Genomic DNA, 24,601 nt, shown 5'->3' on the forward strand with positions numbered 1-24,601 from the left:
TTAATATTCTCACTAATTAATATTTCATCTATATTGTTTTCCTGTATTGATAAGAAACCAATTAATTTGTAAATTAATCCATTCAATAAAAAAGTTGTGTAGGCTGGATGGTCTCTATATTCTTGTTCTAAACCTGAGCTTATTAGTAATGAATTATAAATAAATACCAAATCTTGATCCAAGATAGCAGACCAATGTTGATTGATAAGCTGAATGTAATAAAAAAAAGTATAAATTAAAAAGATTAATAAATATGATAAATTTATTGATTTTTTATTAATCACTAATCAAATAAGTTTATCTTTAAGATCAAAAGCTTCCATTAATTCATTCCATTCTCTTTTTGATAGTCCGGTGTCTTCCATTTTCACATCCTCACCTTTGATTAATTTTTGAATAACCGATTTTCCTTTAGCAGATACTTCTGTACCTCCTACTCTATAATCCATAAATGCATCATAAGTAATCGGCACCCATTTTTTAAGTGTATCAAGCATTATATCTGCATACACTCTTATTTCATACTGTGCATGATGATCTGCTCTTAATCTTAAAAAGTTCATTAGATTTAATAAATCAGTTTTCCAATACCATTGAGTATAGGTGTTTAATGTTAAATTCATTCTTGCTAGTTCTCTAGCTAAACCTTTTTTATTTTCATCTATTGTCGAGCCATCATATCTTTCATTTAACATTGTTTCATAATTGTCGTATGTTCTTTCTGCATCGCCCTTTAATAATTCTAAAACTTTTTGTGCTTGATCTCCCTCAAGGACTTCTCCTCTACCTTGTCTATTACTTGTTGATTGTGCTGCTAAGTTTTCAAGAGATGGTAAGTAAAATTCTTTATCTAGAATTGAATATCTCGCTGAATATTCATTAACATTAGCCGTTCTATGTCTGATCCATTGTCTAGCTATAAAGATTGGAAGTTTTATATGATATTTGATCTCGCACATTTCAAAAGGGGTACTGTGCCAATGTCTCATTAAATATTTTATCAAACCTTGATCTGTTGAAACTTGTTTTGTACCTTTGCCGTAAGAAACTCTTGCAGATTGAACAATAGAGGTATCATCGCCCATATAATCAACTACTCTAACAAAACCATGGTCTAAAGCTGGTATAGCCTCATATAGAATTTTTTCTAACTCTGGAGCAGTAACACGTTTTGTTTGATTGCTTTGATTTTGCTGATTTTTAATCTCTTCTGTTTGTTCTTTGGTTAATTTCATGAATGTTATTGAATCTGTATTAATTCCTTTTATATTAATAATGTTGGTTTTCCAACTATGACGATAAACGAATTTCGTAATAACCATTACGGACGTGGGGGCAGTACCCACCACCTCCACCAATTACAACTTATGGGGGTGAACTAGAATCGACGGGTGACTAAAGGTTGTTCTTTCGTTCGGCATTGTTCCACCGTAAAGGGCTAATTTATAATTGCTAACGAAAGTTACGCACTTGCTGCTTAATTAACTTGTTTAATTAAGTTACGGGGTTTGGGGCACCTGGCAACAGAACGCCCCGCTCATAAATAACTTAAATATAGTTTTTTGGTGCGGCTAGAGAGACTCGAACTCTCATGGACAATGTCCACACGGCCCTCAACCGTGCCTGTCTACCAGTTTCAGCATAGCCGCAATATGTAACATATTAAAACAATGACAAAATTGTTTCAAATTGTTAAATTTATGTATGGAATTTAATCAAGAAGTAAAAAAAGCTACAAATCATATTTATCAAAAAATTTCTAAAGTATTACCTGAAATTGAATGGGCTTCTCACGCACCTTATATTCATGAAATTAATAAATTAAAAAAAGAAAAAAACGCAGTCATACTTGCTCATAATTATCAAACACCTGAAATTTATCATGGTGTATCAGATTTTGCTGCTGACTCTCTTGCCCTGGCCGTAGAAGCGTCGAAAACATCTGCTGATATTATTGTTATGGCTGGAGTTCATTTTATGGCTGAGACCGCAAAATTAATGAGTCCAAATAAAAAAGTGCTTTTACCAGATATGGGAGCTGGTTGTTCGTTATCTTCATCTATTACTGGCGAAGATGTTAGAAATCTTAAAAAACAACACCCTGGAGTGCCTGTAGTTTCTTATGTTAATACATCAGCTGAAGTAAAAGCTGAAACGGATGTTTGCTGCACTTCAGCTAATGCAGTTAAGATTGTAAAGTCATTAGGTGTTAAAAAAGTAATTTTCCTACCTGATAACTATTTAGCACAATATGTGGCTTCTCAAACTGATGTTGAAATTATTTCTTGGAAAGGAATTTGTATGGTTCATGATCAATTTAATGATCAAGAAATTCATGAAATTAGAAAGAACAACCCTGAAATTAAAATTATTGCTCACCCAGAATGTCCACCAGATGTAATTAAAGCAAGTGATTTTGCGGGATCAACTTCGGGTATGATCAAATATGTAAGAGATAATCAACCAAAAAAAGTGATGATGGTAACTGAGTGTTCTATGAGCGATAATATACAGGTAGAAAACCCCAATGTTGAATTCATTAGACCATGTAATTTATGTCCACATATGAAAAAAATAACTCTGCCAAAAATTTTAGATTGTTTAAAAAATGAAACAGGTGAAATTGTAATGGATCAAGAAACAATTATTAAAGCAAAAACATCTGTTGAAAAAATGGCCGCTATTGGCAGATAAACGTTTGTGTCTCAAGTAAAGTTAAGTGAAAACTATATAAAAGATAGAGTAAAACTTGCGCTAAATGAGGACTTATATCCTTATGGAGATATTACAACTAGTCTTGTTAAATATAACAAACATGTAAAGTTCAAACTTATTTCTAATCAAAACTCAATTATAGCTGGAATATTATTTGCCAAATTTGCATTTCAAATAATTGATAGAAAAACAAAATTTATAATAAAAAAAAAAGATGGATCTTTTGTTAAAAAAAATTCAATTGTTGCAACTATAGAAGGAAAGGCTAAATCTATTTTAACTGCTGAAAGAGTGGCTTTAAACTTCTTGTCTCACATTTCAGGAATTGCAACTAAAACTAATCAATTTGTAAAACTAGCTGGTAAAAAAACTAAAATTTGTTGTACTAGAAAAACTATTCCTAATATGCGAGTTATTCAAAAATATGCTGTAAGAATTGGTGGAGGAAAAAATCATCGGTTTAATTTAAGTGATGAGTATCTTATTAAAGATAATCATATTGCTAGTTCAAATCTAAAATCTCTTGTAGAACTGGCTATAAAAAATAAAAAAGGCAGAAAAATCACTGTTGAGGTAGATAATTTAAAACAATTAAAACAAATATTAGGATTAAAATTCAATACAGTTTTGTTTGATAATATGAGTTTAAATTCATTAAAGACAGGTATTAAACTTGCAAAAAAATATTATGAAACTGAGGCTTCAGGTAATATTAATGTAAAAAATATTAAAAAAGTTGCTGCTACAGGTGTAAATAGAATTTCAATTGGGAGCATAACTCATAGTGCTCCAGCAGTTGACTTTAAATTACAATATTGAAGTTAATTTTTTTTTATTTCTGACTGAGCGGCAGCCAACCTTGCTACTGGTACTCTATAAGGAGAACAAGACACATAATTTAGTCCAGCTTTAGAACAAAACTCTATACTTTTTGGATCGCCACCATGTTCACCACAAATACCAAGTTTAATTGATTTATTTTGTTTCTTTCCTTGTTCAACTGCAATTTTCACTAAATCACCAACTCCATCATCAATAGAAATGAAAGGATCGATTGAAAATATTTTATTTTCTATGTAATCGTTTAAGAATTTTCCACTGTCGTCTCTACTAATTCCGAATGTAGTTTGTGTTAAATCATTTGTGCCGAAACTAAAAAATTCTGCATGTTTTGCGATATCTCCTGCTTTGATTGCTGCTCTTGGTAATTCAATCATTGTGCCAACCAGAAAATCAATTTTAACTTTATTTTCATTTTGTACATTCTTTGCAGTATTAATTACCAATTCTTTCATTAGTCTTATTTCCATCTCTGTAGAAACTAAAGGAATCATAATCTCTGGAAACGCTGATTTAATCTTATTTTTCTTTAATTCACATAAAGCTTCAAAGATTGCTCTACATTGCATTTCATAAATTTCGGGAAACGATATACCTAATCGACAGCCTCTATGACCTAACATTGGATTCTGTTCATGTAATTCATTAATTCTATTTTCAATTTCTTTAGTTGGTAAATTAACAACAGATGCTACTTCACCTATCTCTTTTTCTGTTCTTGGTAAAAATTCATGTAAAGGGGGGTCCAATAATCTAACAGTTACTGGCAAACCACTCATTATTTTAAATATTTCCATAAAATCTTTTTTCTGATGCGGAAGTAGTTTATCCAGGGCTTTTGCTCTATCTTCTTTAGTTTTAGATAAAATCATCTCTCTTACTGATAAAATTCTTTCTTCATCAAAAAACATATGTTCTGTTCTACATAATCCAATTCCTTCTGCTCCAAATTCTCTTGCAGTTTTAGTATCTAATGGCGTTTCAGAATTAGTTCTAACTTTTAATTTTCTAAAGCTATCTGCCCAACTCATAAGTTTTGAGAAATCTCCAGAAATTTCTGGTTGAACTGTAGGAACATTTCCTAAGATCACTCTTCCAGTTGATCCATCTATAGTAATTACATCACCCTCTTTTACAGTTTGATCTGCTGTTTTAAATATTTTTTCATCATAATTGATTTCAATTTCACTAGATCCAGAAACGCAAGGTCTTCCCATTCCTCTTGCTACGACAGCAGCATGACTGGTCATTCCTCCTCTTGCTGTTAGAATTCCTTTTGCTGCATGCATGCCATGTATGTCTTCTGGAGAAGTTTCAACTCTAACTAAAATAGTATCTTGCATCATGTCATTTAATCTTTCAGCTTCATCAGAATCAAAAACAACCTTACCTGAAGCTGCCCCAGGAGAAGCTGGAAGTCCATTAGCAATCACATTTATTTTTGTTTTTTCATCTAACGTAGGATGTAATAATGTATCTAAAGAATTTGGATCTATTCTTAATACAGCTTCTTTTTTGGAAATTAATTTTTCCTTAACCATGTCTACAGCAATTTTAACTGCTGATTTTGAAGTTCTTTTTCCAGATCTAGTTTGTAGCATCCATAATTTTTGATTTTCGACTGTAAACTCAACATCTTGCATATCTTTATAGTGCTTCTCTAGTTTTGTTAAAATCTTATCCAATTCTTTGTAAACTTTTGGCATAGACTCTTCCATTGATAAAGCATCTACACCTGCAGACTTTCTTGCTTTTTTTGTAATGTATTGTGGTGTTCTTGTTCCAGCAACCACATCCTCACCTTGTGCATTTATCAAGTACTCTCCATAGATATCATTTGAACCATCTGAAGGGTTTCTTGTAAAAACAACACCAGTCGCACAATCATTACCCATGTTTCCAAAAACCATTGATTGAACATTCACGGCAGTTCCCCACTCAGAAGGTATTTGATTTAATTTTCTATAAACTTTTGCTCTATTACTTTCCCAAGACAAAAACACAGCATTAACTGCACCTAAAAGTTGATCAAAAACATCTTGGGGAAAATCTTTTCCAGATTTTTCCTTAACTGTTTTTTTAAAGTCATCAATCAAACCATCCCAGTCATTCTCATCTAGGTCAGTATCAAGTAGAACACCTTTCGTAAGCTTATAATTTTCAATTAATTCCTCGAAATGGTAACTTTCAACACCCATTACAACATTTCCATACATTTGAATGAAGCGTCTATAGCTATCTTTAGCAAATCTGCCATTAGATGTTTTTTTAGATAACGCTTCTACAGTTTTGTCGTTTAAACCTAAATTAAGAATAGTATCCATCATACCTGGCATAGATACTCTGGCACCAGATCTTACTGATAATAATAATGGATTTTTATTATTTCCAAACTTTTTGGATACATCTTTTTCGACTACTTTTAATTCTTTTTTAATTTGCTCAATTATTTTTTTTCCTAACCTTTTTTTGTCTTTATAAAATAATTTACAGACTTCTGTTGATATCGTAAATCCAGGAGGCACAGGTAAACCCATCCTTCCCATTTCTGATAAATTTGCACCTTTCCCACCTAGAAAATTTTTAGGGTTCTTTATTTTCTTGGTTTCTTTTGATTTAAAATTTAAAATTAGTTTTTTCACTTAGTGGTTTCTAGTTTTGAAAAATTTGTAAAATTTTCGAACGTTTTACAAAACATTTGTAAAAGTTCCAATCTGTTTTTTTTTATATTTTCATCTTTGTCATTTACTTGAACATTATCAAAGAAAGCATCCAAAGGTTCTTTTGCACTAGCTAAAATTGATAAAGTTTCTTCATAATTTTCTGAATTATCAATTGATGAAAAATATTTTCGAATATCATTGATTTTGTTTAAAAGATTTCTTTCAAAATCTGACTTAAAAATACCAGGATCAGTTGTATTATCTAATTTAAATTTTTTCCTATTTTCACTCTCAATTATATTTGAAGCTCTTTTATAAATTGCGATTACATCTTTGCCAGATTGATTAGTGATTAATTTATTTAAAGTTTTTGCTTTATCAAATTCTATCGTAGGAGTATTCAGGTTTATATTTACGATTGATGCTTCAACTATATCGTGTCTGATGTTTTTTTCTCGCATGTAATATCTAAATCTATCTATCAAGAAATCTTCTAGATCATTGGACAAATTTTGATTTGTAAGTTTTAAGTTTTGAGTTTCATATAAACTTGCAGTATATCTTATTAAATCTTTAATCTTAAAATCTTTTTTATTTTCAATTATTGTTCTCACAAGACCAAGTGCTACTCTTCGCAACGCGAAAGGATCCTTAGAGCTTGTGGGTTTTTTATCAATACCAAAAAAACCTACCAAGTTGTCTAATTTATCAGAAATAGACAATGCTATACTGTAGGGTTTTTTAGAAATTTTTGAATCTAAGCCAATAGGTAAATACTGTTCGCTGATTGCAATTGAAATATCTTTTTCAAAACCCTGTGCCTCTGCAAAATATCCACCCATTAGTCCTTGTAACTCCGGAAACTCACCAACAATTTCTGAAATTAAGTCAACTTTAGAAATTGATGCAGACAATTCTACTTTTTCTTTGCTAATTAGAAGTTCATCCGAAATCATTGATCCCAATTTTCTCATTCTCTGAGCTTTGTCATAGTATGTGCCAAGTCCCTCAAAATAATTCATTGATTTTAATTTTGAAACTTGTTTGACTAAGTTTAAAGATTTATCTTTATTCCAAAAAAATTCTGCGTCTGTTAGTCTTGCTTCAACCACTCGTTCATTTCCAAGCTTAATTAATCCTTTTTTATCTAATTTATTAGAAACAACTATAAATTCATTATTAAGATCATCTTTAGTATTATAGGTTGGAAAATATTTTTGGTGATGTTGCATTGTTATTATTAAAATTTCCTTTGGAATTTTTAAAAATCTTTCATCAAACTTGCAAATGATACAATTAGGTTGATCTGTTAAATTTATAACTTCATCTAGTACTTTAGGATTGCGATCAATTAAGAAATTTTTTTTATTTTCAATTTTTTCAAATTGTTTTTCTATTATTTTTTTTCTCTCATCGTTATCTACAATTTTTTCTATCTTTTTTAGACTGGATTGGTAATCTTTATAATCTTTAACTATCTTTGTTTTTTCTTCAAATTGAGCATCTAAAAAAGTAAAGTTATTAGAAGGTATATGATGAAATTTAAAATCTATTTTTTTTTTATCATATATGGCTAAAATTGACTTTAAAGGTCTTCCCCAATTTAATTCACCATAGCCCCATCTCATTGATTTTTTCCATTGTATTCTATTCAAATTTTCTAAAATTAATTCTTTTAAAATATTCTGAGTTTTTATTTTTTGTTGTTTTTTTTTAAAAAAATAGAAATCACCTTTGTCTGTTTTTTTGATGATCAAATCTTTTTTTGTAATATTATTAGATCTTAAAAATCCTTCTGTTGCCTTTTCAGGTGCTTTGATATTTGGTCCTTTTATTTCTTCAGATTTTATTATTGTCTCTTTTTTAAGTCCTTCGAAAACTATTACAGCACGATTAGGAGTAGATTTACAAAAACTATTTTTAAATTCAATTGATTTTTCATAAAAACTTTTTTGAAAATTTTCTAATAAATCACTTCTTAATTTTTTTTGTAAATTAGAAGGTATCTCTTCACTGAATAATTCTAAAAGAAATTCTGACATCTTTAATTTTGACTTTCTACCCAAGCTGCTGCTACAGTTTTTGTAATGTCCCTAATTCTTGCAATATACCCAGCTCTTTGAGCAACACTTATTGCTCCTCTAGCATCTAAAATATTAAATACGTGACTAGCTTTTAAACATTGGTCATAAGCAGGTAGTGATATTTTTTTTTCAGCTAAAGATTTTGCTTCTTCCTCATGCATATCAAACATTTTAAATAAATTTTCTACATTCGCTTTTTCAAAATTGTAAATTGAAAATTCTTTTTCAGATTGATGAAAAACATCTCGGTATAGCAAGCCTTCAGAATTCCAAACTAAATCATAAACATTTTTTTTCTGCTGGGTAAACATACAAATTCTTTCTAAACCGTAAGTTAATTCTACTGATACTGGTTTGCACTCAAAGCCAGCCATTTGTTGAAAATATGTAAATTGAGTAATTTCCATACCATCACACCAAACTTCCCAGCCCAAACCTGCAGCTCCTAAAGTTGGACTTTCCCAATCATCTTCAACAAATCTGATATCATGATCTTCATGATTTATGCCTATACTTTGTAAACTTTTTAAATAAAGTTTTTTAATATTGTTCGGTGATGGTTTAATCAAAACTTGATACTGATAATAATGTTGTAATCTATTTGGATTTTCTCCGTATCTACCATCAGTAGGTCTTCTTGATGGCTGTACATAAGCTGTTTTCCAAGGTTTGGGTCCTAGAGATCTCAGAGTTGTTGCAGGATGAAATGTTCCTGCTCCGACCTCCATATCATAAGGTTGTAAAATAGCACATCCTTCCTTACTCCAAAACTTTTGGAGGTTCATTATAGTTTCTTGAAAAGTTAGTGTTTTTGGGTGAGTTTTTTTTTTAGAAACCATATCTTTGCCAAATAGATCTTTCCTCAACAATATTAGCAAACTGATCAATCTGATCTGTTGAAGACGAAAGTTTTTTGCTCAACCAACTCTTTGATTTTTCAAACTTTTTAATAACAACATCATCTCCGTACTTATTCCTCAAAACTTCATTAGCATCACCAATTCCATCAATAAGTCCTAATTCTTTTGCTTTTGAACCTGACCAAAATTCACCAGAGAATAATTCGACATCGTTTTTATTTAACTTTACGCCTCTACTTTCTTCAACAACATTTATAAAATCTTTATGTAAATCTAACTGAATCTTTTTTAATCTTTCTATATCTTCAGATTTTTCTTCCATAAAAGGATCTAGCGTACTTTTATTTTTTCCAGCAGTGTGTACTCTTCTTTCTACTCCAACTTTTTTAATTAATTCTGTAAATCCAAATGAAGAATAAATTACTCCAATGGAGCCTATGATAGAACTTGAATTTGCGTAAATTTCATCTCCAGCACATGCAATTAAATAACCTCCTGATGCAGCAACATCTTCAGCAAAAACAATTACTTTTGTTTTATTTTTTTTTGCTTGATATCTAATAAATTTATAAATCAAATGAGATTGCACTGGTGACCCTCCTGGTGAATTAATAGTCACTGCAACACATGGTGATTTTTTAAGCTCAAAAGCCTTTTTAATAATTTCTTCTTGGCCAGCAAAATCTATACCTTGCTTAAATTTTCCAACATTACCAATTACACCGCTTAATTTTATATGAGGAATAATTTTTTTCTTTTTAAACAATGAGAACATATTTGATTTTTATAGTTTTTTTCTAGATTATAAAGACACCTTATAATTGAAGTTTAAGGTGCGTCAATTGATAAGTGATAATTACAAACTAATTATACTAATTATACCCAATCAAATTATGGGAACAGTAGTACAATTAAAAAACAAAATAAATAATTCTTACTTTCAACTGAGAGATTCTAATGAACAGAGGCTCGCTTTAGTTGAAGAGAGAATCGAAAAAAAATTAGACAGTCATGTAGAATTAGTCAAAGAGATGACTGATTATCATATTAAAACTGGAGGTAAAAGACTTAGAGCTTTATTAACTCTAATCTCAGCAAAATTATGTGGTTACAACAGTGGGTCAAGGGATGTTAACTTGGCTGCATGTGTTGAGTTAATTCACAGTGCAACTCTTATGCATGATGACGTAATCGATAACGGATTAGTCAGAAGAAATAAAAAAACATTAAATCAAATATGGGGGAATCAATCATCAGTGCTAGTTGGTGATTATTTATTAAGTAGATGTTTTGAAATGATGGTTGAAGATGGAAACTTAGAAGTTTTAAAACTTTTATCATCAACTTCTTCTAAAATTGCACAAGGTGAGGTGCTTCAGCTTCAACACAAAGGTGAAGTTGATATGCTTGAGGAAACATATTTAAAAATAATTACAGCCAAAACTGCAGAACTATTTGCTGCTGCAACAAAAGTTGGTGCAATTTTATCTAATGTAGATAGCAAAAAAAAAGAAGCTCTAGAATTTTATGGAAGAAACTTAGGTCTTACATTTCAAATCGCTGATGATACTCTTGATTATAATTCTGAGTTAAAACTATTTGGTAAGAAAATTGGTAAAGATTTTTTCGAAAATAAAATTACTTTACCAATAATTTTACTTTGTCAAAAAACTTCTGAAAAAGAAAAAGAAAATATAAAAAATATTTTTTCAAAAGAAAATAAAGATGATAAAGATTTTGATTATATTTTATCTTTAATTAAGAAACATAATATTATTTCAGATTGTTATAGAAAAGCAGAACACTATATTAATCTTTCTGGAAATGCTTTAAGTGCATTTGATGAGAATGAAAATAAGAAAATAATGCAAGGTTTAACATCTTTTAGCCTTGAAAGAGATTTTTAGGGACTTAACAATACTTTATCCCAAGATTTATTTTTATTTTTTATATACTTTAATCTCTCGTGAATTCTACTCTCGCCATCTAACCAAAATTCAATTGATTGTGGGTTTAAATTCCAACCAGACCAATGATCTGGTCTTGGAACATTATTTTTATCATTAAATTTCTTTTTAAATTCATCAATTGAATTTTTTAATACATCTCTATTTTTTAAGATACTACTTTGCTTTGAAGCCCATGCTCCAATTCTACTTTCATATCCTCTCGAATTATAATATTCATCCGCTACTTCATCTGAAACTTGAGAAACTTTTCCCACAATTCTGATTTGTCTTAATAAACTTTTCCAATGAAAACACATTGCCACATTAGGGTTTTCTTTAATATCATTACTTTTTTTGCTGTTTAAATTTGTATAAAATATAAATCCATTAGAATTAAACCCTTTAAGCAAAACCATTCTAACTGATGGAATGCCATCTTTAGTAGATGTGCTTAATGCCAGAGCATTTGGATCATTTGGTTCACTTTTTTTTGCTTCTTCAAACCACTTTCCAAACAACTCAAAAGGATCTGATAAATCTAAAAAACAGTTATTTAGACCTAAGGTGTTTTTTTCGTTCATAATTTTAACAAAATAATTTATACAATATAAATAATGTCATTTAACACTTTTGGAAAGATATTTCGATTCACAACATGGGGGGAATCTCATGGTCCAGCTATTGGATGTGTAGTTGATGGCTGTCCACCTATGATTCAATTAAATGAAAAAGACATACAAATTGAATTAGATAGGAGAAAACCTGGACAATCAAAATTTACAACTCAAAGAAAAGAAAGTGACAAAGTTCAAATCTTATCTGGTGTATTTGAAGGAAAAACAACTGGAACTCCAATCTCAATGATTATCTACAATCAGGATATGAGATCAAAAGATTATGGAGATATAAAAGATAAGTTTAGGCCTGGTCACGCAGATTTAACTTATTTTAAAAAGTATGGCATCAGAGACTATAGAGGAGGAGGCAGATCTTCTGCAAGAGAAACAGCAGCAAGAGTTGCTGCTGGAGCAATTGCAAAAAAAGTTTTAGAAAAAAATTTTGGAAAAAAATTTAATGTTTCAGGTGCTGTAACTCAATTAGGAATACTTGGATGTGATACCTCAAAATGGGATAAAAAATTTATTAACAAAAATCCATTTTTTTGTCCTGACAAATCAATGTTGAAGATTTGGGAAAAATATCTTTTAGGTATTAGAAAAGCTGGTTCATCATGTGGGGCTATAATCGAGGTAAGAGCAAATGGTATTCCTGCAGGATTAGGAGCTCCTATTTACTCAAAACTAGATATGGATTTAGCATCAGCTATGATGAGTATTAATGCTGTGAAAGGAGTAAATATTGGCTCAGGTATGAATTCAGCACAATTAAGTGGGGAAGAAAATTCTGATGAAATATCTCAAAATAAAAACACACTTAAGTTTAAATCCAATAATGCTGGAGGTATTTTGGGAGGAATTTCGTCTGGACAAGAAATAATTGTATCTTTTGCTGTGAAACCAACATCGTCAATTTTAACATCTAGAAAAACAGTAAATAAATTTGGAAAAAATACAACTATATCAGTAAAAGGTAGACATGATCCGTGTGTTGGAATAAGAGCTGTACCTGTTGGAGAGGCAATGATGAATTGTGTTTTATTAGATCATTACCTAATGCACAAAGCTCAGTGTAAATAACTTAGTTTTGTTTTTGTAAAACTATATTTGAATTTATCAAATCCATTATTTTTTCCTCTATAGAACTTGAGTCTAGCAAGGCTTCTGAGTACATTCTTTCTGGTTTGTCTTGGTCAATAAATAAATCTGGTAATATCATTGATCTAAATTTTAAATTTGAATCTAACAGATTTTTTTTCGTTAAAAAATTGACAACATGCGAGCCAAAACCACCTATTGCACCCTCTTCAATTGTAAGAATTGATTCATGTGTAGTGGCTAATTGCCAGATTAAATTTTCATCTAAGGGTTTAGCAAACCTTGCATCTATAACTGTAATATTTATTCCTTTTTTTTTTAAATTTTCTGATGCTTTTAGTACCTCACTTAGTCTAGTCCCAAAATTAAGAACTGCTAATTTTTTTCCCTCTTGAATAATTCTTCCCTTACCAATTTCAATTTTTTCAGAAATTGGTGGTAGTTCTGTCCCTAATCCAGTTCCCCTAGGATATCTAAATGCACTAGGTTTATCATTTATATCTACAGATGTATTAATCATTCTTACTAATTCCGCTTCATCACTTGCAGCCATTATTATAAAATTTGGTAAAGTAGATAAGTAAGTAATATCAAAACTTCCTGCATGTGTTGGGCCATCAGCTCCAACTAGTCCAGCCCTATCAATTGCAAATCTTACAGGTAGACTTTGTATTGCAACATCATGAACAATTTGATCATAAGCTCTTTGTAAAAAAGTTGAATAAATTGCGGCATAAGGTTTATAATTTTCTGTAGCTAAACCTGCAGCAAAAGTTACTGCATGTTGTTCTGCAATTCCAACATCATACATTCTGCTTGGAAACTCTTTTCCAAACACATCTAAACCTGTGCCGCCAGGCATAGCAGCTGTAACTGCAATAATTTTACTATCTTTTTTTGCGTGCTCAATTAAAGTTTTAGCAAAAACTTTTGTGTATGATGGAGCTGATGCAGAAGCTTTTACTTGTTCACCTGTACCTACATTAAACTTAGATACTCCATGATAATGATCATCAGCTTTTTCGGCAAATGAATAACCTTTGCCTTTTTGAGTTTTAATATGAATTAAAATTGGGCCTTGGTGTTTAGATTGTTTAACATTTTTTAATATTGGTACAAGAGTGGTTAAATCATGTCCATCGATAGGACCAATATAATAAAATCCCAATGAGTGAAATAAAGTTCCTCCCGTTACAGCTGATCTAAATAAATCTTCAGCTTTTCCAGCTTTAGCACTAAATCTTTTTGAAAAAGCAGAAGTAATAAGTTTTATTGTTTCTCTCAGGCTAAAATAAATCTTTCCAGAAAAAATTTTTGCAAGATAAGTGCTCATAGCACCAACTGGTTTTGCAATAGACATTTCGTTATCATTCAAAATTACAATCATTTTTGCTTTTGAGGTTCCTGCGTTATTCATTGCTTCATAAGCCATACCAGCGCTGATGGCGCCATCTCCAATAACTGCAATAACATCATCATTTTTATTTGATAACTTGTTTGCTTCAGCAATACCTAGCCCAGCAGAAATTGAGGTTGAGCTATGTGCGGCTCCAAATGGATCATACTCACTTTCAGTTCTTTTTGTAAAACCTGAAATTCCTCCACCTTGTCTTAAAGTTCTAATTTTATCTTTTCTACCTGTGAGAATTTTATGGGGATAGGATTGATGACCAACATCCCAAATTATTTTATCCTGTGGTGTATTGAATACATAATGAAGAGCAACTGTTAATTCTACAACTCCTAAACTAGCACCAAGATGTCCTCCAGTTGCGGAAACAGCATCTATTACCTCTTCTCTTAATTCATCCGATACAACTTTTAAATCTTTTTCAGAAATTTTTTTTAAATCAGATGGGAAATTAATTTGATTTAAAAATTTATATTTTTTACTCATTTATCTCTATTTAAAATAAAGTTTAAAGTTTTTCTTATTTCATTTGTTCTAAAACCGTATTTATTTATTTTTTTTAAAATTTTTGTTTTTATTTCTACACTGTATTTAATAGTATTTTCATAACCGAGTAAACTAATTAAGGTTGCTTTTCCTTTTTTATGATCTTTTTTAGTCTTTTTTCCTGCAGATGAAGATGATCCTTTATGATCGATCAAGTCATCAGCTACTTGAAATAATAAACCAATTTCAGAACCAATATTTTCAAACATTGATATTTCTTTAGCACTTCTATCATTTATGATTAATGGAGCCATACAACAAAAACTAAAAAGTTTCCCAGTTTTTTTTATCTCCATTTCAACAATTCTTTTTTTTGAAACTTTTTTGTGTTCGAAATTTAAATCTAAAAATTGTCCTCCAGCTATACCTTGATGACCTGAACATTCTGATATTTTCTTTATAAGTTTTAATTTAGTTTCATCTTTAATCTTAAGTTTTTTATTACTTAAAATTTCATAAGCTAAAGTTAAAAGTGAATTACCAGCAAGTACAGCAGTGGATTCACCAAATTTTTTGTGAGTTGAAGGTTTGCCTCTTCTCATATCGTCATTATCCATACATGGTAAATCATCATGTATTAAAGAATAAGCATGAATACATTCAACAGCGCTACCAATTATTATTAAAGTTTTGTAGTCTACATTAAATATATAACCAATGTCTTTTAGTATTTTTGATCTAATTTTTTTACCTCCAGAGAATAAACCGTATGACATTGGTACAATTAGTTCTGTTTTTTTTTGAGTTTTTATAAAAGTCTTCAGAAAACTATTTGTGTCTTTTGCAATTTTAGTTAGATCTTTTAACATTTAATATTGAGGTTAATTTTTGAATTTTTTCTTTAGAATTGATAGAAATTTGGCGTGTATCTTCTTTAAATTTTTTCTCTATTAAGTTATTTAATTGTAATAATTTTTGATAGCTATCTATTGAACTTTCAAGATTTTTTTCATTCTCTAAAAAATCAACAATTTTATTTGCCTCATCTTTTAATTCTTGAAGAGAATATGAATTATATTCATTTGGTAAAATTTTATCTTTCATATATTAATCACTGATATTACATGAAAAGAAACTATTCAAATATTAAAAAAGCCAAATATTATTTAGATAATAATGAATGTGTAGCAATTCCTACAGAAACTGTTTATGGACTTGCAGGAAATGCTTACTCTTCAAATGCGATCAAAAAAATTTTTAAACTTAAAAAAAGACCTTCTTTTAACCCTTTGATTGTGCACTACTCAAAAGTCAGAGATTTACAAAAAGACTGTGAAATTAATCAATATTTTATTAAACTTTATAAAAAATTTTGTCCTGGCCCATTAACATTTGTTTTAAAACTTAAAAAAAATTCACAAATATCAAAATATGTTACAAATAAGAAAAAAACATTAGCCGTTAGATTTCCAAAACATTCTATAACAAAATTACTTTTAAAAAGCTTAGATTACCCTCTAGCTGCTCCTAGTGCAAACTTATCTACAAAAGTCAGTGCTGTAGAGCCAACGCATATAAATGATGATTTTGGAAATAAAATTAAATTTATTTTAAAAGGAAGGAAGTCAAAAATAGGAATTGAGTCAACTATAGTTGACTTAACAAATAAACCAAAAATTTTAAGACTGGGTGGATTAGAAATAGAAAAAATAGAAAAAGAAATCAAAACTAAACTTAATTTTAAATTAAACCCAAAAAAAATATCGGCACCAGGGCAACTAAAATTACATTACTCTCCTGGTTTGCCAATCAAATTAAATGTAAAAAATGCTAATGATAATGTTGCACATATACTTATAAATAAAAGAAAAAATGATAAAAAAAATTTTTTTTACTTGAGTAAAAAATCTGACTTAAAAGAAGCTGCAAAAAATTTATATAGTACATTAAGAAAAATAAAAAAAGATGGTTATAAAAGAATTGCAGTTGAAAAAATTCCTAAAATTGGTTTAGGACTGTCAATAAATGATAGACTTAATAGAGCAGCTAAATTTAAATGAAAAATTCAATAGAAGTTATAAACTTATCAAAAAATTATAAGTCCAAAAAGGCAGTAAACAATATAAACTTTAAAATAAACGAAAATGAAATTATTGGACTGTTAGGTCCAAATGGTTGCGGTAAAACCACAACTATAGGAATGATACTTGGTTTATTAAAACCTACGAATGGTAAAGTTTTGATCAATGGATCCAACCTAGAAACAAATAAAATCCCAATTTTAAAAAAAATAAATTTTATATCACCATATATTGAATTGCCAAAAAAACTCAAAGTTAAGCAAAATTTAATTGTTTATGGAAAATTATATAACGTCGAAAATTTAGATGATAGAATAAATTACCTTTCAAAAAAACTTCGTTTAGAAAATTTACTAGATAAAATTACTGGAGAATTATCATCAGGACAAAAAAATAGAGTAAGTTTAGCAAAAGCTTTAATTAATGATCCAAGTGTTCTTTTGTTAGATGAACCAACTGCTTCATTAGATCCTGAGACAGGTGATTTCATAAGAACTTTTCTTGAAAATTATAAAAAAGAAAAAAAAATTTCAGTACTATTAGCTTCTCATAATATGGACGAAGTTAAAAGATTATGTAATTCTGTGTTGATGATGAAAGATGGAAATATAGTTGACAAAGGAACTCCAGATGAACTGATTGAAAAACATGGAAGAAAAAATTTAGAGGAAGTATTTTTAAAAATAGCGAGATATGAAAATGAATATAACTAGAATTTATGGTCTTTTTTTACGTCACTTTTATTTAATTACTAGATCTTTCCCAAGAGTTCTGGATTTAATTTATTGGCCATCAATTCAAATCACATTATGGGGTTTTATTTCAAATTTTTTTGCTGATCATAGTAATTATTATAATGGAGCAGTTGGCGTAATACTTTCGTGTGCTGTACTTTATGACTTTCTTTTTAGAACAAGCATTGGTTTTAATATGTTATTTTTAGAAGAAATATGGAGTAGAAATTTCACTAATCTTTTCATAGCACCAATGAAGATTAGTGAAATTATAATCTCTTTAGTTATCACGGCTTTGATAAGAGCATTGATAGGTTTAATACCTGCAATACTCTTAACTTCTCCTTTATTTGGGATTTCATTATTGAACTTAGGTATACCTTTGGCTTTTCTTTTTTTAAGTCTATATATTTTTGGAATTACTTTAGGATTATTAGTTTCAGCAGGATTACTAAGATTTGGGCCATCTTTTGAAAACATTGCATGGTCAACAATGTTTTTATTAGCCCCATTTGGATGTATTTACTATCCAGTTGAAACTTTACCAGATTTTTTTCAAACAATCGCTTACTGTTTGCCATTAGTTTATATTTTTGAAGAAACTAGAAATATATTAGTCAGTGGGTTTGTTAATTATTCAAATATTATTAATGCACTGTATTTGAATGGGTTGTATCTTTTTATTGCGATAGCAATATTTTATTATTCATTTAATATAGCTAGAGTTAAAGGAACTTTAATAAATATGGGTGAATAAATATGGCGCGCCTGCTAGGAGTCGAACCCAGAACCTCCAGAGCCGAAATCTGGCGCTCTATCCAGTTGAGCTACAAGCGCATATTAAATTAATACACTAAATGAATAATAAAATAAAACATATTATAGAGAGTAAGGAAGAAAATCAAAGGATTGATATATTTTTAAATAAAAAAAATACAGAACTAAGTAGAACAAGAATAAAGAACCTCATACTTAATGGAAATGTAAAATATAATGGTAATATTTTAACTGATCCTTCAAAAAAAATTAATGCTGAAGATAATATACTTATTACAATACCTGAGCCAAAAAAATTATCATTAAAGCCATACAAATTTAAGTTAGATATAATTTTTGAGGATGAAGATCTAATTATTATAAATAAACCAGCTGGCATAGCTATGCACCCGGCACCTGGTAATTATGATAATACTATTGTTAATGCTTTAATTAGTTATGATAAAAATTCATTATCAACAATTGGAGATGAATTAAGACCAGGCATAGTTCATCGTATAGACAAAGATACTTCAGGTTTAATTGTTGTTGCAAAAAATAACAAAACACACGAAAATTTATCAAGTCAATTTAATGAACATTCAATAACAAGAGTTTATCAACTTCTTATTTGGGGAAAAATTAGACCATCTAAAGGTAAAATAGAAACTTACATCACAAGAAGTTCAAAAAATAGACAAATGATGGAAGCTTCTTCAACTAAAGGAAAATGGGCAATAACAAATTATCAAACTTTAGAAGTTTTTGAAAATGACAGTACTCCAACTTTAAGTTTAATTGAATGTAAACTAGAAACAGGACGTACTCATCAAATAAGAGTACATATGAATTATTTGGGAAATAGTATTTTAGGAGACACAAAATATAAAAAAAAATATAAAAAAATAAAAAACATAAATGAACAACTTAATAAATTAATTACCGGACTTAATCGTCAATTTCTTCATGCGAAGACCCTAGGATTTATTCATCCTAAGAATGGTAAAGAATTGATATTTTCATCAGTTTTACCACCAGAACTTGAAATAATTTTAAAAACACTGAGAAATACTGAAAAATAAGTTATTGAAATATATAGATTATTTATTAAGTAATTCTCACAATGAGTTTTGCTATGAATAGTAATTTGCCAATATTAAGTAATGAAGGTGGTTTATCAGCTTATTTGGAGCAAATTAAAAAGTTTCCAATGTTAGATGCTGAGGAAGAGTACATGCTTGCAAAAAATTGGAAAACTACTGGAAATATTAAATCAGCGGAAAAACTTGTAACAAGTCATCTTAGATTAGTTGCTAAAATTGCAATGGGTTATAAAGGCTATGGTCTTCCAATAAATGAAATGATTTCCGAAGGTAATGTAGGCTTGATGCAAGCAGTGAAAAAATTTGAACCTGAAAAAGGTTTTAGATTGGCGACATACGCAATGTGGTGGATTAAAGCTTCAATACAAGAATATATTTTAAGATCATGGAGTTTAGTTAAAATTGGCACAACAACAGCACAAAAAAAATTATTTTTTAATTTAAAAAAACTTAAAAATCAAATTGCTCCTGATGCTGAAGGTGACTTAAGAAATGAGCACGTAACTGAAATTGCTAATAAATTAGATGTGAGTAAAGATGAAGTTGTTTCTATGAACAGAAGACTTTCCGGAAAAGAATTTTCATTAAACGCTCAAGTTGGTGAGGACGGTGATGAATGGCAAGATTGGTTAGTGGACAAAGAATTAGATCATGATCTAAAATTTGCTCATCAAGAAGAAATGGAACAAAGAAGAGACTTGCTCAAAGATTCAATCAAAGTTCTTAACGATAGGGAAAGAGAAATACTTTATTCTAGAAGATTGAATGATGATCCAGAGACTCTAGAAGATTTGAGTAAAAAGTACAGCATTAGTAGAGAAAGAGTCAGACAAATTGAAAATAAGGCATTTGAAAAACTTCAGAAACAAATGTTGCTTTTAGCTAAATCAAAAAATTTACTTCCTGCAAACTAAATTTCAAAAGGATTTTCTACTAAAATAGTATCTTTTCTTTCAGGGCTTGTTGAAATACTGGAAATTTTAGCTTCAATAAATTTTTCAATTGCTTTGATGTAAATTTTTGCATTCTCGGGTAATTTATCAAATTCTTCTATTCCATTAGTTGAAGATTTCCATCCTTTAAAATTTTTATAAATCGGTTTTATTTTTATTTGATCTTCAACAGCTGCTGGTAAATAATCTATTTTTTTTCCATCCAAATCGTACTGAACACACATTTTAATTTCATCTAATTCGTCAAGCACATCTAATTTTGTCAAAGCTATACCATCAATACCAGAAATTTTTATAGTTTGTCTCACTAGAACTCCATCAAACCAACCACATCTTCTCTTTCTGCTTGTGACTGTTCCAAATTCTTTTCCTCTGTTTCCAAGCAACTCTCCAATGTCATCTTGAAGTTCGGTTGGAAAAGGCCCTTCACCTACCCTTGTAGTATAAGCTTTTGTAATTCCCAAAACATAATTAATGGAATTTGGTCCACATCCTGTTCCAGTTGCAGCACTTGCCGCAACAGTATTGGAAGAAGTTACAAATGGATATGTACCATGATCAACATCCAATAAAATACCTTGAGCACCTTCAAATAATATTTTTTTCTTTTGTTTTTTAAATTCATCAATCTTCAACCAAACGGGTTGAGAATATTTTAAAATTTGTGGAGCAATTTCTAATAAATCTTTTTTTAATTTTTCCTTTTCAAACAATTTCCTGCCTAAACCTTTTCTGATTGCATTATGATGGATTAAAACGGCTTCTAATCTTTGATCTAAATTTATTTCAGATCTTAGATCCATTACACGAATTGATCTTCTACCAACTTTATCTTCATAAGCTGGGCCAATCCCTCTTCTAGTTGTTCCTATTTTTGATTTTCCAGCAGCATCTTCTCTAATTTCATCCATTTCTCTATGAAATGGTAAAATTAAATTCGCTGACTCTGAGATAATAAAGTTTTCTATATCAACATTTACACCTTTAGATTTTATTTCCTCAATTTCATCTAATAATGCCCATGGATCAACAACAACTCCATTTCCAATTATTGAAATTTTATTTTTTCTAACAATACCAGAGGGTAAAAGTCTTAATTTATAAGTTATCCCGTCAATTACCAAAGTATGTCCTGCATTATGACCACCTTGAAATCTAATTACTACATCTGCTTGTTCAGATAACCAGTCTACAATTTTTCCCTTACCTTCATCACCCCATTGAGAGCCTACTACTGCAATATTTTTCATATTAGAGATTTCTCATTAAGATTGAATTGAGATGATTGATTGGACCATGACCTTTACCTAATTTAGGGTTACTTTTGATAGCAGAATTAACATACTTAATAGCTAACTCACAAGATTTCTTTATACTTTTTCCACATGAGTAAAAAGTAGTAATAGCGCTAGATAATGTACAACCAGTTCCATGAGTGTTTTTAGTTATAAATTTTTTGCTCTCAAATATTTTAAAATCCTTTTTACTTAAAAAAATATCAAATAATTTTTTTTTATTCAAATGTCCTCCTTTAATCAGAACATTTTTTGCGCCCAAAACTATTAATTTATTTGCTGCAAGTATCATGTCTTCAACTGTGTTAATCTTCATCTCGGTCAATACTTCTGCTTCTGGAATATTCGGAGTAATTAAATCTACTTCTTTAATTAATTCTTTTTTTAAAATTTTAATTGCTTTATCATCAATTAGCCTAGCTCCACCTTTTGCGATCATTACAGGATCTAAAATTATTTTTTTAACTTTAATTTTTTTTAAAGCTTTTAAAACTTTCTTAATGACTTCTGTAGAATGAAGCATGCCAATTTTAATTGCATCAGGTTTTATATCTTCTGATGTAAAAACTATCTGCTCATAAATTTTTTTTGGATCTATAGATACTACAGATTTTACTCCTGTTGTATTTTGAACAGTAACTGCAGTTATCGCGGTCATTCCATATGAACCCAAACTTGTAACTGTTTTTAAATCAGCTTGAATTCCTGCGCCTCCCGAAGAGTCGGATCCAGCTATAATTAATATTGTCGATTTAGGTATCATTGCTATTTAATTTCTTTTTTAACTATATGGATACATTTTTTGATAAGATCAATATTTTGAGACTCAGCCATTATTCTAATTTTCGCTTCTGTTCCTGATTTTCTAATTAAAACTCTTCCTTCTCCCTTAATCATTTTTTTTGCTAAGTTTATTGCTTTAAGTAAAGATGGCGATCTTAAAATTTTTTCATCTTTGTAAGTAACATTTTCTAATATTTGTGGAGTTTTTTTAAAAACATTGAAAAATTTACTAGCTTTAATCCCTTTTCTAATAGCAAATAAAGACTCTAGGGCAACAAGTAAGCCATCGCCTGTAGTTGCAAATTTTCCTAAAATTATATGACCAGACTGTTCTCCACCTAGATTATAATTTTTTTTTTGCATTAACTCTTTGACGTATCTGTCTCCTACATCTGATCTAGAGAATTTTATATTTTTTGATTTAAAAAACTTCTCTAATCCATAATTTGACATCAGCGTACCAATGACACCACCTTTGAGAATTTTCTTTTTCTTCCATCTTTGTGATAAAGCTGCAATAATTTGATCTCCATCAATAATTTTACCTTTTTCGTCACACATGATAACTCTATCTGCGTCCCCATCTAAAGAAATTCCAATATCAGCATTATTTTTTTTTACTGCTGTTTGTATTTTCTTAGGAAAAGTTGAGCCACATTTTTCATTTATGTTTAAGCCGTTTGGATTATTTCCTATAATTATTACTTCAGCTCCTAAAGATTTAATTAATTTTGGAGCCGCTTTGTAGCCTGCACCATTCGCACAATCTATAACAATTCTCATGTTTTGCAGATTAAATTTTTTTGGAAAATTTTTTTTTAAAATATTAATATAAGTATCTGTTCCAGTTTCTAATCTTTTTACTCTTCCAAGCAAACTAGGTTTGGAAAGTAATAAGTCGGTTTTACGGTCAATCAGTTTCTCAATTTTTTTTTCAATTCTATCTGATAGTTTTAATCCATCTGGACCAAATAATTTTAAGCCATTATCATAATATGGATTATGTGATGCAGTAATCATTATACCCATATTAGCTTTCATAATTTTTGTTAACATGGCTAAACCGTTTGTTGGCAATGGACCTAAAGTGTATACATGCATGCCTGCTGATGCTAAGCCTGATACTAAGGCTGGTTCCAAGCTATATCCAGATAATCTAGTATCTTTAGCTATTATTGCTGTTTGTTTTTTTTTCTTTGAATTAGTGAAATATCTCCCAGCAGCCAAGCCAAATTTAAAAAACATTTCGCCATTAATCTTACTTTGATTAACTTCACCTCTAATTCCATCGGTACCAAAATATTTTTTTTTCATCAATTATCTAAAAGTTTTTTAAAAACTTTAATGCTTTGTTTAACTTCATTTACATCATGAACTCTTAATACTTGAACTCCCTTCATGATCGCAAATAAACTAGAGCCAATAGTTCCTCCTATTCTTTCTTTGCTATCATTATTTTCTGAAATATCCTTAATAAATCTCTTTCTAGAAATGCCTAGTAATATAGGAAAACCTAATGAATGAAAAATACTTATATTCCTTAATATGGACAAATTATGTTTCAAATTTTTTCCAAAACCAACACCAGGATCTAAAATAATATTATTATGACTTATGCCTATTTTTCTAAAGAATTTTATTTTAGTCTCAAAGTAATCAAAAATATCTAAAAGAACATTTTTATATTTTGGATTTTTTTGCATTGTTTGTGGATTGCCTTGTGAATGTTGTAAAATAAAAGGGGTTTTATATTTTTTTATTATTTGAATAGAATTGATATCAAATTCTAAACCTGATACGTCGTTAATCAAATTAATTTTATTCTTAATACCTTTTTCCATAATAATTGATTTTCTTGTGTCTAAAGAAGTATTAAATTTTTTTAATTTATTTAAAACTTTAGAAATTCTTTTCCATTCTTCTTCAACACTAATTGCTAATGAGCCCGGTCTTGTTGACTCACCACCAATATCAATAATATCTACTCCAGACTTATTGAGGTTTAGAGCTTGCTTGTATGCTAACTGTAAATTATTAAATTTTCCTCCATCTGAGAAACTATCTGGAGTAAGATTCAAAACTCCCATAATATTTATTTTATTAAATCTTAAGTTAGAAAAATTATTTTTTTTTTTTTAATATTTAATAAATCTTTTTTTACTTGAGTTTTTAT

General features: G+C 29.5%; 23 protein-coding genes, 2 tRNA genes and 1 other RNA gene. 10 read left to right on the plus strand and 16 right to left on the minus strand.

From position 1 onward, the window contains the following. Window positions 1-284, minus strand: a 284-nt coding sequence (locus tag ACTT9D_RS04355; protein ID WP_440930597.1) for a hypothetical protein, incomplete at its 3' end; no start/stop codon positions are given. 3 nt (window positions 285-287) lie between these two features. Continuing rightward, window positions 288-1,235, minus strand: coding sequence for an FAD-dependent thymidylate synthase (thyX, locus tag ACTT9D_RS04360; RefSeq protein ID WP_440930598.1), 948 nt, complete (start codon window positions 1,233-1,235; stop codon window positions 288-290). A 4-nt stretch (window positions 1,236-1,239) separates the two neighbouring features. Between thyX and ssrA the strand changes: the two genes are divergently transcribed. Then, window positions 1,240-1,538: a transfer-messenger RNA gene (gene ssrA, locus ACTT9D_RS04365) on the plus strand. A 25-nt stretch (window positions 1,539-1,563) separates the two neighbouring features. Here the strand turns inward: ssrA and ACTT9D_RS04370 are convergent. After that, window positions 1,564-1,649: transfer RNA gene (locus ACTT9D_RS04370), tRNA-Leu, on the minus strand. 55 nt (window positions 1,650-1,704) lie between these two features. On the opposite strand from ACTT9D_RS04370, the gene nadA reads away from it, so the two are divergent. Both nadA and nadC read left to right on the plus strand, forming a co-directional pair. Further along, window positions 1,705-2,694 carry a quinolinate synthase NadA gene (gene nadA / locus ACTT9D_RS04375; RefSeq protein WP_440930599.1) on the plus strand — a complete coding sequence of 330 codons (990 nt, stop codon included), beginning with the start codon at window positions 1,705-1,707 and terminating at the stop codon, window positions 2,692-2,694. 6 nt (window positions 2,695-2,700) lie between these two features. Beyond that, entirely contained in the window at window positions 2,701-3,534 is an 834-nt protein-coding gene (gene nadC, locus ACTT9D_RS04380; protein ID WP_440930600.1) for a carboxylating nicotinate-nucleotide diphosphorylase, read from the plus strand. Between the two features lie 2 nt (window positions 3,535-3,536). Here the strand turns inward: nadC and ppdK are convergent, their stop codons facing one another. The 4 genes from ppdK to ACTT9D_RS04400 are packed head-to-tail and all read right to left on the minus strand — an operon-like array spanning window position 3,537 to window position 9,937. Further along, a complete protein-coding gene (gene ppdK / locus ACTT9D_RS04385) occupies window positions 3,537-6,197 on the minus strand; it encodes a pyruvate, phosphate dikinase (RefSeq protein ID WP_440930601.1) in 2,661 nt (886 codons plus the stop codon). Further along, the gene (gene glyS, locus ACTT9D_RS04390) at window positions 6,194-8,260 is read right to left on the minus strand and encodes a glycine--tRNA ligase subunit beta (protein WP_440930602.1); all 2,067 of its coding nucleotides are present in this window, start codon (window positions 8,258-8,260) and stop codon (window positions 6,194-6,196) included. The genes ppdK and glyS overlap by 4 nt, the downstream gene beginning before the upstream one ends. Window positions 8,261-8,262: 2 nt before the next feature. Continuing rightward, window positions 8,263-9,141, minus strand: coding sequence for a glycine--tRNA ligase subunit alpha (locus ACTT9D_RS04395; protein WP_440930603.1), 879 nt, complete (start codon window positions 9,139-9,141; stop codon window positions 8,263-8,265). Beyond that, window positions 9,131-9,937, minus strand: coding sequence for a S49 family peptidase (locus tag ACTT9D_RS04400; protein WP_440930604.1), 807 nt, complete (start codon window positions 9,935-9,937; stop codon window positions 9,131-9,133). The genes ACTT9D_RS04395 and ACTT9D_RS04400 overlap by 11 nt, the downstream gene beginning before the upstream one ends. A 118-nt stretch (window positions 9,938-10,055) precedes the next feature. Between ACTT9D_RS04400 and ACTT9D_RS04405 the strand changes: the two genes are divergently transcribed. Next, the gene (locus ACTT9D_RS04405) at window positions 10,056-11,069 is read left to right on the plus strand and encodes a polyprenyl synthetase family protein (protein WP_440930605.1); all 1,014 of its coding nucleotides are present in this window, start codon (window positions 10,056-10,058) and stop codon (window positions 11,067-11,069) included. On the opposite strand, the gene pdxH is transcribed toward ACTT9D_RS04405, so the two are convergent. After that, window positions 11,066-11,692 carry a pyridoxamine 5'-phosphate oxidase gene (gene pdxH, locus ACTT9D_RS04410; protein ID WP_440930606.1) on the minus strand — a complete coding sequence of 209 codons (627 nt, stop codon included), beginning with the start codon at window positions 11,690-11,692 and terminating at the stop codon, window positions 11,066-11,068. The genes ACTT9D_RS04405 and pdxH overlap by 4 nt on opposite strands. A 33-nt stretch (window positions 11,693-11,725) precedes the next feature. On the opposite strand from pdxH, the gene aroC reads away from it, so the two are divergent. Then, a complete protein-coding gene (gene aroC / locus ACTT9D_RS04415) occupies window positions 11,726-12,808 on the plus strand; it encodes a chorismate synthase (protein ID WP_440930607.1) in 1,083 nt (360 codons plus the stop codon). A 1-nt stretch (window position 12,809) separates the two neighbouring features. On the opposite strand, the gene dxs is transcribed toward aroC, so the two are convergent. From dxs to ACTT9D_RS04430, 3 genes are read right to left on the minus strand one after another with little or no spacing between them, the layout of a single operon-like run. Then, window positions 12,810-14,723 carry a 1-deoxy-D-xylulose-5-phosphate synthase gene (gene dxs, locus ACTT9D_RS04420; RefSeq protein WP_440930608.1) on the minus strand — a complete coding sequence of 638 codons (1,914 nt, stop codon included), beginning with the start codon at window positions 14,721-14,723 and terminating at the stop codon, window positions 12,810-12,812. Further along, window positions 14,720-15,592 (minus strand): polyprenyl synthetase family protein, encoded by an 873-nt coding sequence (locus ACTT9D_RS04425; RefSeq protein ID WP_440930609.1) that lies wholly within the window; start codon window positions 15,590-15,592, stop codon window positions 14,720-14,722. The genes dxs and ACTT9D_RS04425 overlap by 4 nt, the downstream gene beginning before the upstream one ends. Beyond that, window positions 15,573-15,827, minus strand: a complete 255-nt coding sequence (locus ACTT9D_RS04430; RefSeq protein WP_440930610.1) for an exonuclease VII small subunit — start codon at window positions 15,825-15,827, stop codon at window positions 15,573-15,575. The genes ACTT9D_RS04425 and ACTT9D_RS04430 overlap by 20 nt, the downstream gene beginning before the upstream one ends. A gap of 20 nt (window positions 15,828-15,847) precedes the next feature. On the opposite strand from ACTT9D_RS04430, the gene ACTT9D_RS04435 reads away from it, so the two are divergent. Genes ACTT9D_RS04435 through ACTT9D_RS04445 form a run of 3 tightly spaced genes read left to right on the plus strand, consistent with a single transcriptional unit; the run spans window position 15,848 to window position 18,295 of the window. Next, the gene (locus ACTT9D_RS04435) at window positions 15,848-16,783 is read left to right on the plus strand and encodes an L-threonylcarbamoyladenylate synthase (protein ID WP_440930611.1); all 936 of its coding nucleotides are present in this window, start codon (window positions 15,848-15,850) and stop codon (window positions 16,781-16,783) included. Further along, window positions 16,780-17,517, plus strand: coding sequence for an ABC transporter ATP-binding protein (locus tag ACTT9D_RS04440; protein ID WP_440930612.1), 738 nt, complete (start codon window positions 16,780-16,782; stop codon window positions 17,515-17,517). Before ACTT9D_RS04435 ends, ACTT9D_RS04440 begins: the two co-directional genes overlap by 4 nt. Further along, window positions 17,504-18,295 (plus strand): ABC transporter permease, encoded by a 792-nt coding sequence (locus tag ACTT9D_RS04445; protein WP_440930613.1) that lies wholly within the window; start codon window positions 17,504-17,506, stop codon window positions 18,293-18,295. The genes ACTT9D_RS04440 and ACTT9D_RS04445 overlap by 14 nt, the downstream gene beginning before the upstream one ends. A 3-nt stretch (window positions 18,296-18,298) precedes the next feature. Here the strand turns inward: ACTT9D_RS04445 and ACTT9D_RS04450 are convergent. Continuing rightward, window positions 18,299-18,375: transfer RNA gene (locus tag ACTT9D_RS04450), tRNA-Arg, on the minus strand. 20 nt (window positions 18,376-18,395) lie between these two features. Here ACTT9D_RS04450 and ACTT9D_RS04455 point away from each other — a divergent pair. Further along, window positions 18,396-19,376, plus strand: a complete 981-nt coding sequence (locus ACTT9D_RS04455; protein WP_440930614.1) for an RluA family pseudouridine synthase — start codon at window positions 18,396-18,398, stop codon at window positions 19,374-19,376. A 53-nt stretch (window positions 19,377-19,429) separates the two neighbouring features. Further along, window positions 19,430-20,311, plus strand: a complete 882-nt coding sequence (gene rpoH / locus ACTT9D_RS04460; protein WP_041487671.1) for an RNA polymerase sigma factor RpoH — start codon at window positions 19,430-19,432, stop codon at window positions 20,309-20,311. On the opposite strand, the gene ACTT9D_RS04465 is transcribed toward rpoH, so the two are convergent. From ACTT9D_RS04465 to folP, 4 genes are read right to left on the minus strand one after another with little or no spacing between them, the layout of a single operon-like run. Continuing rightward, window positions 20,308-21,600 carry an adenylosuccinate synthase gene (locus tag ACTT9D_RS04465; protein WP_440930615.1) on the minus strand — a complete coding sequence of 431 codons (1,293 nt, stop codon included), beginning with the start codon at window positions 21,598-21,600 and terminating at the stop codon, window positions 20,308-20,310. The genes rpoH and ACTT9D_RS04465 overlap by 4 nt on opposite strands. Before the next feature lies 1 nt (window position 21,601). Beyond that, complete coding sequence (gene thiD / locus ACTT9D_RS04470) at window positions 21,602-22,408, minus strand: bifunctional hydroxymethylpyrimidine kinase/phosphomethylpyrimidine kinase (RefSeq protein WP_440930616.1); 807 nt, start codon at window positions 22,406-22,408, stop codon at window positions 21,602-21,604. Between the two features lie 2 nt (window positions 22,409-22,410). Beyond that, window positions 22,411-23,742, minus strand: a complete 1,332-nt coding sequence (gene glmM, locus ACTT9D_RS04475) for a phosphoglucosamine mutase (protein ID WP_440930617.1) — start codon at window positions 23,740-23,742, stop codon at window positions 22,411-22,413. Continuing rightward, window positions 23,742-24,515, minus strand: coding sequence for a dihydropteroate synthase (gene folP, locus ACTT9D_RS04480; RefSeq protein WP_440930618.1), 774 nt, complete (start codon window positions 24,513-24,515; stop codon window positions 23,742-23,744). The genes glmM and folP overlap by 1 nt, the downstream gene beginning before the upstream one ends. Between the last annotated feature and the right edge of the window lie 86 nt (window positions 24,516-24,601).

The organism is Candidatus Pelagibacter sp. (genome assembly GCF_052049815.1).
GTDB lineage: Bacteria > Pseudomonadota > Alphaproteobacteria > Pelagibacterales > Pelagibacteraceae > Pelagibacter.